This window comes from Bacillus sp. FJAT-27916, from assembly GCF_001183965.1.
Classification (GTDB): domain Bacteria; phylum Bacillota; class Bacilli; order Bacillales; family Pradoshiaceae; genus Pradoshia.
In genome coordinates this window covers 3,576,327-3,587,842 of sequence record NZ_LFZV01000001.1, presented here as the reverse complement: position 1 = coordinate 3,587,842, position 11,516 = coordinate 3,576,327, and the positions used below count along the sequence as shown (strand labels likewise).

Genomic DNA, 11,516 nt, shown 5'->3' with positions numbered 1-11,516 from the left:
TGGTTTTATCATTCCTATCCTCGGTTATAAAGTTAGAGTTTCTGTGGAAATTCCTCGTCTTTCGCACCGGAGTGCTTATAACAAAACTTGTCGCGCTGCCCCGTTTCTACAATAAGGAATTCAACAAAAAGAGCGTTAATCCTCCTTGATCAACGCCCCCGTTAGTTTAAGTACAATACTTCACTAACTTACTTCATTCATTACAGGAATGCTGCCCCTCTAGTAAAAAAGCGACTGCTCTTATTTCGCAATCGCATCCGTTAGACAAAAATAGGGATAACTTTTCTCTCTTCATATCTATATCTGAATGGATCTAATTAATCCCTTTAGCAAGCCTCACATATTGAGCATTATTTTCATCTTTAATAACTACCCCAAGTTTGGCCAGATCCATTTGCAAATATTTAGCTTCTTTCTTCTTACCCTCTCTCAAGGTAATCTCCCTAGCATATAATAAAGCATTTATTTTTTCTGGAAAGTCAGGATGCCCTAATACCCATCTTTGGTATTGACCTTCATATGGGTCTTTTTCACACCAAGGATATTGAAAAAGATTAAAAGCCTCCTGTGCAGTCTCTTTTTTAGCATCCAAAACCTCTCTATATAACTGATTACTGCTTTCACCAAGAATAACTAACTGATTATAATCTATATAAATCGCTGAAATGTCCTTCTTATCTATGGTGTCTATCTTATCATCTATTTTTAATTGCAGATTTTCAAAGTTGATTTTAATTTCAAGGCTCTCGTTATATATTATCAAAGTCCATATTATCCCCACAATGATCCCTATAATGGAAGCCACTATGGAGAACCATAGGCTGTTCAATGATGCAATGAATTCAATAATCCCTCCCCAAGGAACCACAGGAAGTTTTAATAACAAATCTGAAATTACTGGTATAAACCAACCAAGCATTCCTCCTAGCACCATCGGAACCCAAAAGTATAGTTTCTTTTCGAACCTACTGAGCCCAAGAACTATTTCTTTATCTTTCACTTTTTCTCTCCTTTCATCCTATCTATCATATAAAAATAAGGGTTTTCAAACCCTCAGTACATTCTTATAAATTTAAATAATTTTGTTTTGTAAACATAGATTCTTAATATCTCAATTGCCGCCTTGATGATTGTCCTCTCCTGGCCTCTGCTATATTAATATCCCAGCTCTATAATATGTTTAGTTAATAATTTTTATGATTCATAATCCAATTAACGCCATTATACGTTGGATTTACTTTATTGCCACTCTAAAAGTTTGATTACTTTATTACTCCGTATTTAACTAATCTGCCCGTTTCTACAATAAGGAATTCAACACAAAAAGGCATTAATCCTTCCTAGACCAATGCCCAGGATTATTCTCTGAAGAATTATTCTTCAGAGAATAATCTTTTATATAATAAACATAGTGATTAATATCACCTACAACCTTCTTGAACAAACCTGGCCCCTTTTGTGTCAAAACAAAAAAGAGCTGCTTACAGCCCTCGATATTGGGTATATCTATTCCTAATATTCCAAGATTATGCCATTTCTAAAGAACTCCGCAAAAGAGTCAGCTACTTTTGCTTTACCGTGCTTAAGAATTTCATCTGGATTGTCTCCTACATCGTGATATATTTGAAATACAGGTGGGTTTTCAGAATCAAAGTTAATAAAATAGGGGTCTCCAGAACCCGTTGGATCTCCACCTATGCAGACATAACCTCTTTCTAGAATTTGTATACCTTGATATGCTTCAAAAGATTCATCTATCATATGACTCGGCTGATATATTTCTACATATTCTATCCCATCATACTCTTCTTCAGGTTCATATGCTTGCCAACCAATTTCCATATGAATTAATGGAAGTTCGGAAATTAATTTACAATACCAACTTGGAATCTTATCCCCAAATTTGTCATTCAAAAGTTGGATTTCTTCTCTTGTAGCTGTTCTCCCTAAATATTTTTCACCTAATTTTTTAGCTTTTTCAATGAAGTTTTCAGCTTCTTGAAAAATAATTTCCGACATATAATCACCTCGAAATTTTATACAGCAAAGGTTGCTGTTCTTAACGACTTATTTATTTCTACTGTTGGAAATAAACAGGATGTGACCATCAATTGTTTTAAATTCTTCACAGAACCCTGTTTAGCTAGTGACCAGTAAATGTTATCTCTAAAAATATGATTTATAGGTAAATTATAACATTCAATTTCTTTAAGGGTAAATTGTTATTCAACTAAACTGCCCCCGTTTCTACAGTAAGAAATTCAACACAAAAAGGCATTAATCCTTCTTGGATCAAAGCCCTCTGTAAGCACATTATATTTACGTATCCTTGGCTTTCATCTAAAAAAAGGCCAGTGTTTTATTAACGAGTTCTCTTGATGGAGAGATTGGTGAAAACACCAAAGTATTTCTCATCACTTTCAGCATTAAAATTCGCACCAAAAATAACATTAATTCAAAAAGAAAAGAGCACCATTGGTGCTCTTTGAACTGAACCCCGAATAGTGGACACTTTAAAAAAAGTGGACCCTATTCGGGGTTTTCCTATTCTCTTTCAGGAAAACTCCCGTTATACTAACATTACGATTTTTAGAACGGAGTATTTTTCATGAGTAAGATTATCTTTAATGAACACCAACAAAGACTACTAGAAGCTAATCCAAACGTTAAAGCCGTGACAGACCGCGCGATTCAGTATACCCCTGACTTCAAACTGCAGGCGGTTAAACAAAACCAATCTGGGAAAGGCCCAGCGGAAATATTCCGAGAAGCAGGTTTCGATTTAGAGGTGATTGGCATTAAAAAAGCCCAAAGCGCCCTGGCTCGTTGGCGCAGAACCTTCCAAACATACGGAGAAAATGGCTTTTTAGAGGAACGCCGAGGAAAAGCGAGTAAGGGACGCCCCAAGAAAGAGAATGCCTCTGCCGAGAAGAAATTGGCCCAAGCAGAAGCCCGCATTCGCCTCTTAGAGGCGGAATTGACCTTACTAAAAAAGCTAGACGAGTTGGAAAGGCAGGCGAAGAAGAATCGTCGTTAAAAGCCCGAGAGAAATACCAAGTCATTAATGAGACGATTCGGCTTTATCAATTGAAGAACATGGTCCGTTATTTATGTGAAGTGGCCCAAGTGAGTCCAAGCGGCTATTATAAATGGCTTCAGAATGCGGAAAAACAAGCTATCCGGGAGGAGTCTGATTATCAGGATTATGTCTTTCTAAAAGAGATTTATGATGAGGCCCAAGGGAAAATCGGTTATCGCGGCTTATATATGGAAGTCACCGAGAAAGCCGGTCAGCCAATGAACCACAAGAAAATCCTTCGATTGATGCGCAAGTTTCACTTTTTTGCCAAGGTACGGAGAGCGAACCCATACCGTACGATGGCCAAGGCAACAGAGGTTCACCGTCAGGTACCCAACCATTTGAACCGCCAGTTTGACCAACAGGAACCAGGGAAAGTCTTCTTGACCGACATCACCTACCTGCAAATCCGCGGTGGGAAGACGGCTTATTTGTCTTGCGTGAAAGATGTGGCGACACGAGAGATCGTCGCCTATGAACTCTCGACAAGCCTACGGATGGAGATAGTCTACCGAACATTAACCAAGTTAGAAAGTTGTTATGGGAATCAATTACATCCAGAAGCAATGATTCATTCGGATCAAGGGTTTCATTACACGCATCCTGAATATCAATCTCGCGTGAAAGAGATGGGGCTCTTACAGTCCGTGTCACGAAGGGGAAACTGCCTGGACAACGCCCCAATGGAATCCTTCTTTGGACATATGAAGGACGAAGTTCCTTATAAGGAGGCAAACAGTTTGGCAGAACTAAAATATATGATTGATGATTATATGGATTACTATAACAATACGAGAAAGCAATGGACATTAAAAAAGATGACTCCGGCAGCTTACCGAAGTCATCTCATCGCCGCATAAACACGGCACATCCCTTTTTATTAAACTGTCTACTTTATAGGGTGCAGTTCACTTTTCGCATTCATCTATTTTCTTCATCATACGCTAAGAATAAATCTTGCAAATCGCCATTTAACGGTTCTTTAGTCCCAATAAACTTCATTTCAATTTCTTCTTGCTTGCCAGGTAGGGTAACAACACCATCGATAATACCTAAAATAGTTGAAATAGCATCCACTTGAACTTGTTCAACGATTTTAAAAAGTATCTTTTTGTTGTCATCCGAAAGCTCCTCGAAAAAATTCAATGACTCTTTCCAATAAGAATCAGTAACATCTTTCAAATCAGTATTATGAAACAAATCCCGATACGAAGCAAGATTTTCTTTGATTATTGATTGATACAATTTCTCAACAAACTCTTCATTGTTCATATTATTTTTCCTCCCCTTTAACTTTTCATTTTTTATATGTATACCATTATGCAACTAACCTGTCCCTTTTCTTCCATAAGAAATTCAACAAAAAAGAGCATTAACCCTCCTTGGATCAATGCCGATAAGGCAGTCAGTTGGTCTTACTGTAGCCAAAATCATAAATGATTAAAAACAAACCAATCATAAAAAAAATAAATGCACTGGGCATATCAGTAGTTATGAACGAAAGGTCATCCTTAAAGTAAGCATAACTTATCCCTAGAAAAATACTATAAACCCAGCCAATAATGCGAATAATGATAAGTCCTGTTTTTGTCATTCTTCTCATCCCTTGCTGTTCTTTAATATCTTTTACTTAAAATACCTTATTATTACAATTCTAGAGTTGATGAAGGAAATCCTTCTTCCGCTAAACTGCCCGTTTGTTCAGTAAGGACTGCAAAAAAAAGCGTTAATCCTCATTAGATCACGCTTCTTTAACTTTTAACTGTGATATTCCGCAATTTTTTTATTTTCATTTGAGTAAATTCTTTTTCATAATAGTAAAGATAACTGGATGTCCATAGAAATCGCCACTATTTTCCTTTATTACCTGGAAACCTTCTCTTACATAAAAAGAAATATTAGGGTTCCCTTTATAAACTGTTAACGATATAGAAGCTGGTTCCTTAAATTTTGAGATTCCTGTTAATAATAAATGCTTACCAATTCCTTGACCTTGGTAATTTGGATGAATGTATAAGGATTCTAAGAACAAATCTCTTCTGGATAAATCACCTGAGAAAAAAGCATATCCCATAATTACTCCATTGCTCTCAGCAACTAAGGTTAAAGAGGATTTAAATCTATTCTCTATTTCCGCATCAGAATATGCATCTTTTAAAACTTTATCTTGTATATCTTCTGGTATAAACGAAGTATATGTATCCCTCCAAGTGTCCGCTGCAATAATTCTGACGCTTTCTACATCTGAGGAGTTCATCTCTCTAATAACCATAGTACATCCCTCGTTAAAATATTTTTTGCTTAAAGGAAAGCTAAATTATATTATTCTTCATTCCTCTTTAAAATCCTTCTTCCGCTAAACTGCCCCTTAGTTGAAGAAGGTATCTCCATTTATTGGTATCACAGAAATTGATTTTTCTCTTATTATTCAAAAGCAACAATCTATACGAAAACAGCCTAATAGAAAGAGATGAGGAGCGGGAGAGGGATATAGGATGTTAAAAAAAGTAAAATCTTTATGATAAAAGGACTAAATGTGTACTGAATATTATGATATATTAATCTTTGGTTGTGTTATAAAAGTCAATCAAATAAAGAGAAAAGGAGATGCTTTCATGAAATGTCCAAATTGTCAGCATGAGAATGAAGGAGGAAACTTTTGCGAAAATTGTGGGACGCGCTTAGTTGAAGCTTCAAAAAGCAGCGAACAGCAGCCAAATCATCCAGTTAAGGAGGAAGGGACAGCGACTGCCCAAGCAGAGGATTATTTAAAAAAGACGAAAGATCAGTCCAAGCAATATGTAAATTATTTTTTTGATGTGTTTAAGAAACCTTATGCGAGTATTCAGGAACCAATGGATAAACAACAGTTTATACATGCTATTATAACGATCGTTTTATTTAGTTTGTTTATCCCGTTATCAATCTATTTTGGCTTAAGGGGAGTGGTAAGCCGTTTAAATAGTTTAGATACTTATGGATTTGGCGGCAGTACATATATAGACTTGCCTTTCATGGACATCGTGATTAAACCATTCTTTGCCTTCGGTATCTTCATTGTGCTTGTGGCTGCTTTTACCTTCCTTTCCGTTAAATTAGGACGAGTGAATGCGACATTTAAAGAGGTATTTACCAGGTATGGAATCTTACTTATTCCGTTTGTGTTTTTGCTCGCTATTGGTTTACTTCTCTCATTATTGAAGGTTAGCTTGTTTATCCTATTTCTCACATTAGGTTTAGTTGGAGGGGTTTATATCGCCGTACCGATGGTTCTTGCATTTTATAAGAAAGAAGCACCGGAGGACGGGATGGATGCAGTATACGGTACTTTGTTAACGTATATCTTGATTAGTGTGCTTGTATATATCATGGGTGAAATGCTGTTTGATTCATTATTGTCCAATATTGGGTCTTTCCTTTGGTAAGAATGAAAGTCGACAATCCCATATCTAGAGAACATTCATGCAATAGTCTAAGAAGATTTCGATGGAGGAGTTTGAATGAAGTATTGTAAGAATTGCGGTCAAGAATTAAGTTCAAATGCCCAATTTTGTAAAGCATGCGGCACACCTGTCAATCAAGAGAAAAAAGCTGGGACTCACGAGTCAAATAGGCTACCGGAAAGACAGCCGATATCGCCTAAAAAGAAGAAGTGGCTAATTGCGGGGTCAGCTGCGGCAATCATCTTGCTAGCAGTCTATTTGGTTGGGCAGAATCTTCTATCGAAAGACAGGATGATTAATCAATTTGAAGAGGCATTGAACAATCATGATGAAAAAGCAATTGCGAAAATACTCGACACGAATGACAAAAAGCTTGAAATCAATAAAGAGACGGTCGGCGCCTTTGTGAAATACTATCAGGAAAATCCTGAAGAAATCAAAGAAACAGTCGATGCACTAAGGAAACAAGCTGTCGTGATGGATAATGGGAAGAATGTAAATAGGTATGATGATTTATTTGGTTCCTCGGATGACCAAATGGTTCGTCTTGTCCAAGACGGAAAATTCCTTGTTTATGACAAGTATGAACTCATGGTGGATTCTGTCTATCTGACCGTCGAGACGAATTATAAGGATACAGAGCTCACCATTGATGGGAAAACGGTTGGTAAAGCAAATCAAGCAGATTTTGAAAAGACATATGGTCCATATGTTCCGGGCATTCACGAACTACAGGCCAAGCTTAAGACGGATTTTGTTGATCTAGTCGTCGATGAAACCGTAACGGCTTACGGCGGAAGCGAACCAACCGTCAATCTGTACTTAGATGGCAAGGAAGTACAGATTAATACTTCTGTTAATGCGGAGAATCTGAACCTTAAGGGGAAGCTTTATGTAAATGGGAAAGATGTTGGCGTTAATCCATTTAAAAATCCGGTATTTGGACCAGTATTAACAGATGGCAGCATGAAGGTGGCTGTAGAAGCGGAACTTCCATGGGGGAAGGTCAAGACAAAAGAAAAAGAGATTGATCGTCATTATGTCGACATTAATTTCGGCGAAAATGAAGAAACACAGAAGGGTATCATGGATGCGATTGTGAAAAATAATCGTGAAGCGTTGATTGCCTATACAAGTGGATCTACCTCCAAGATGACTCAAGCTACCGATGATTATAAAAAGTCAGTCAAGGAAGATGTTGATGAACTAAAGGTTTTTGAACAATCCTATACAGGAAAATACATGGGCACAGTCTTTGACCTTAATTCATTTACTGTTTCCTACATGGAGAATGCATGGACAGCTGATGTGAGTGCCCTGGTGAGTTATCAAGATGATACCTATTTTAAAGGGGATAGCCCCTCTCTTGAAGATCGGGATGAAACCTATGCCATTTCTCTGATTTACGATGAAAAAGCGAAGAAATGGTTAGTGGATTCTATGGTGTATACTTATTCTTTCGATGATGAAAACACAAAAGAAGTGAAAGAAAAATCGCCAAAGCAATATACGACGGCAGGAGGAAAATCAACAGAGGTCAAACAAGGCTCAGAGAATGATGATGACTTATCTACAGTCGCTGCACAACTGATGGATAGCTATCTGAATGGGCTGATTTCAGCAATCAATCAAAATAATTTCAGCGCTGTATCTCCATATATGAAAGAGAGCAGTGAGCTTTATAAAAGTCAGAAAAGCTTAGTCGGCTCTCTCTATTCAAAAGGAACCAGCGAGGAATTGGTTGAATATGAAGTCACAGATGTCAAAGAGAATGATGGCATAATCACCATATCAACCAATGAAACGATTAAGATAAACTATTCCAGCGGAAAATCAGAAACAAAGGAATATGAATGGACCTATAAGGCCGTTAATGATAATGGGGCATATTTACTGACCTCCATAGAATAGAAGAAACAGACAGGTATTAGTGGGGAGTTACGCCATTTAATACCTGTCTTTCTTTTTTGGAGGATAGGGATTATAGAGAGGAAAGACTTGTTTATTCATCGATTACATCATTTGCCTCAACCTTTAATACTTCGTAGTCTCTGAAGGCATCCTCAGTGTTGACTTTTAATTCTTCTGTTCGATCGGTAAAGGTGAGATAGCTTCCTTCAGGGTTGATGGCTAGGTCAATTAATGGTTTTGCCTCGCTGTAAATCTCATAAGTAAGCTCATAGTTGTCCTGCAATTCCTCAGGCATAGCCTTTAAGTCCTCGATGCCTGTTTCCATTTCTTCGCTGCCGGCAATGAGTTGATCGAGAGTGCCGTCTTCTTCATAACCCGCATACAGAAGGAGGATAGCTTCATCGAAATCAGCTGCATAAGTGCCATTTACAAAAGTGCCGTCATCCCAGATTGCGTCAGACCAAACTGTTGAAGTCTCATCAACCACTTCTTCCGCAAGGGCAACTGTGTCCTCCATTTGCTGTACATATGCATTATTCTGGCTGATGTAATCTCTGACAAGTTGTTCGTGCTGTGCTTGCTGGACACTAGTTGCAATGATTCTTCCCGCGATGATGAGAGCACATAAGGCAGCTATGCCTCCCGAAGATATAGGCTTTTCGATGTGGATGCTGCTTTATTTTTTTTATGAGGTCATCGATATGCTCCTTGAAAGAGTGCCCGGTAGATTCTAAATCGATTGTACTGCTCATTTCCCTCACTCCTTTATAGATTCCTCTACTATGATTTTTCCCAGTTTTCATCTTCCCGTAAACTAGCAGGAGATAGAAGATTTTTAAGAGTGGTTAGGCTATAATGAAAAGATAAATTCACATGCGAACGGAGGAGAGAAGGACATGCTTGAAGAAGCTAGTTCCCTATTAAAGAAGCACTTTGGTTATGAACAATTCCGGGAAGGCCAAAGGAAAATCATTGAACAGGTCTTGAATGGCACCGATACGCTTGGCATCATGCCGACAGGCGGAGGGAAATCCATCTGCTATCAAATTCCTGCCTTGGTTATACCGGGCGTTACCCTCGTAATCTCTCCCTTAATCTCTCTCATGAAGGACCAGGTCGATGCACTTGATCAGGCAGGTATCCCCGCCACTTTTATCAATAGTTCCCTAAGCGCACAAGAAGTGAACGACAGGCTGTCGGATGTTCAATATGGTGCTTATAAGCTGCTTTATCTAGCGCCGGAGCGGCTTGAAAGCCATGCGTTCATGGAGGAAATCCGCCGTTTGCCGGTAGGCCTGATCGCGGTTGATGAAGCGCACTGTATTTCACAATGGGGCCATGACTTCCGTCCAAGTTATTTGCGTATTCAATCGCTTGCTGGCCAGTTGGATTCGAAACCTGTTGTGCTGGCACTTACAGCAACAGCGACACCGCGCGTGCAGGAGGATATCCGCAGGGCACTAGATATATTGAATGAGAATACAGTCTTGACCGGATTTGAACGGAGCAACTTAAGCTTTCAGGTCATCAAGGGGCAGAACAAGCAGAAATTCATTGATGCGTACGTGAAGAAGAATCGGTCTGTCTCAGGAATCATCTATTGCGCGACTCGCAAGACAGTCGATCATTTATATGAGCGGCTCCGACAAAAGGGAATAGCTGTTGGGCGCTATCATGCCGGACTATCAGCGGAGGAAAGGGAGCGTGAGCAGGACCGCTTTCTGCGGGATGAAATCACGGTCATGATTGCGACAAATGCCTTTGGCATGGGGATCGATAAATCCGATGTCCGCTATGTAATTCATGCGCAGATGCCAAAGAATATGGAGGGCTATTATCAGGAAGCGGGCCGTGCCGGTCGTGATGGACTCCCAAGTGATTGCCTGCTCTTGCATTCTGAACAGGACGTGCAGGTGCAGCGGTTCCTGATTGATCAGTCTCAAGGGGATGAGGAACATAAAGAAGCTGAGCTGAAAAAGCTCTACCAAATGCGTGACTACTGCCATACACAAGGCTGTCTGCAGGCATTCATTCTCCATTATTTTGGCGAGGGAGAGGCGCAAAACTGCGGCCGGTGCTCCAATTGCCTTGATGAGCGGAGTTCAGTAGATGTGACGAAGGAAGCGCAAATGGTTCTTTCATGCATGATCCGCATGGGGGAGCGATTCGGGAAAATGATGGTGTCCCAAGTGCTGACCGGTTCTGCGAATAAGAAGGTGCTTGAGCAAGGATTTGACCGTCTGCCTACCTATGGGCTCATGAAACAGCAGTCAGCGAAGGATGTCGGAGATTTGATTGACTTTCTTACCTCTGAGCAATATATCGGCATAACAGGCGGGCAGTTTCCCCTCCTATTTGTTACCCAGTCAGGGAAGGAGGTCCTTCTCGGCAAGAAGAATGTTATGAGGAAGGAAGCGGTTCGCATATCAAGTATTGCACTTGATGACCCGTTATTTGAGGAGCTGCGTGCTTTACGGAAGGAAATTGCCGGAGAGGAGAAGGTGCCTCCATACTTAATCTTCTCAGATCAAGCTTTGCGGGATATGTGTGGCAAACAGCCGGCAACGGTGGATGACTTCCTGGACGTGAAGGGCGTCGGTAAGCAGAAGGCTGAGAAATATGCAGAACGATTTATCGAGGCGATTGCGGCCTTTCTTTCTGAACATGAATATGAGGCGAAGATCGTCACGGAGGAAGAGAAGACGGTGAAGAAGACGAAGGCAGCGGTGAAGAATTCTCATTTGGACACATATGAGCTGTATAAGACGGGCATGAGCGTAAAGGAAATGGCCAAAGAGCGCGACCTTTCTGTGCAGACAATTGAGTCTCATTTATTCCGTTGTCTTGATGAAGGGATGGAGCTTGAATGGTCTTCCTTTTTTACAGCAGAGGAAGAGGAACAAATCATCAAAGCGATGGAAGATGCGGGCAGTGAATTCTTGAAGCCGATCAAGGAGGCTTTGCCTGAGGGAATCAGCTATACAGCCATTAAGGCAGTCCTGAAGAAGCGGCAGATCGAGATGGCAAAAGCTTAAGTTGAACATGTACACATGAGAAGAGAAAACCTGTTATAATAACGGGAC

General features: G+C 39.8%; 9 protein-coding genes. 4 read left to right on the top strand and 5 right to left on the bottom strand.

What is annotated here, in order from left to right; genetic code table 11:
• Positions 1–313 precede the first annotated feature (313 nt).
• Together AC622_RS17575 and AC622_RS17570 are read right to left on the bottom strand one after the other, a co-directional pair.
• Positions 314–1,000, bottom strand: a complete 687-nt coding sequence (locus tag AC622_RS17575) for a YqeB family protein (RefSeq protein WP_049672233.1) — start codon at positions 998–1,000, stop codon at positions 314–316.
• A 512-nt stretch (positions 1,001–1,512) separates the two neighbouring features.
• Positions 1,513–2,019, bottom strand: coding sequence for an SMI1/KNR4 family protein (locus AC622_RS17570; RefSeq protein ID WP_049672232.1), 507 nt, complete (start codon positions 2,017–2,019; stop codon positions 1,513–1,515).
• Between the two features lie 589 nt (positions 2,020–2,608).
• Here AC622_RS17570 and AC622_RS20805 point away from each other — a divergent pair.
• Positions 2,609–3,939 (top strand): IS3 family transposase gene (locus AC622_RS20805; RefSeq protein WP_156185660.1). Its coding sequence is split into 2 segments (ribosomal slippage): positions 2,609–2,987 and positions 2,987–3,939, totalling 1,332 coding nucleotides; the frame shifts between segments, so codons are not numbered across the junction.
• A 61-nt stretch (positions 3,940–4,000) separates the two neighbouring features.
• On the opposite strand, the gene AC622_RS17555 is transcribed toward AC622_RS20805, so the two are convergent.
• Positions 4,001–4,351, bottom strand: a complete 351-nt coding sequence (locus AC622_RS17555; RefSeq protein ID WP_049672229.1) for a hypothetical protein — start codon at positions 4,349–4,351, stop codon at positions 4,001–4,003.
• A 517-nt stretch (positions 4,352–4,868) separates the two neighbouring features.
• A complete protein-coding gene (locus AC622_RS17545) occupies positions 4,869–5,351 on the bottom strand; it encodes a GNAT family N-acetyltransferase (protein WP_049672227.1) in 483 nt (160 codons plus the stop codon).
• A 343-nt stretch (positions 5,352–5,694) separates the two neighbouring features.
• Between AC622_RS17545 and AC622_RS17540 the strand changes: the two genes are divergently transcribed.
• Positions 5,695–6,504 (top strand): zinc ribbon domain-containing protein, encoded by an 810-nt coding sequence (locus AC622_RS17540; protein ID WP_049672226.1) that lies wholly within the window; start codon positions 5,695–5,697, stop codon positions 6,502–6,504.
• Positions 6,505–6,579: 75 nt separating this feature from the next.
• Positions 6,580–8,433, top strand: a complete 1,854-nt coding sequence (locus tag AC622_RS17535; protein WP_049672225.1) for a zinc ribbon domain-containing protein — start codon at positions 6,580–6,582, stop codon at positions 8,431–8,433.
• Between the two features lie 91 nt (positions 8,434–8,524).
• Here the strand turns inward: AC622_RS17535 and AC622_RS17530 are convergent, their stop codons facing one another.
• Positions 8,525–8,950, bottom strand: coding sequence for a hypothetical protein (locus AC622_RS17530; RefSeq protein WP_049672224.1), 426 nt, complete (start codon positions 8,948–8,950; stop codon positions 8,525–8,527).
• A gap of 379 nt (positions 8,951–9,329) precedes the next feature.
• Between AC622_RS17530 and recQ the strand changes: the two genes are divergently transcribed.
• Positions 9,330–11,468: a DNA helicase RecQ gene (gene recQ / locus AC622_RS17525; RefSeq protein ID WP_049672223.1), complete on the top strand. Its 2,139-nt coding sequence runs from the start codon at positions 9,330–9,332 to the stop codon at positions 11,466–11,468.
• The last annotated feature ends 48 nt before the right edge of the window (positions 11,469–11,516 follow it).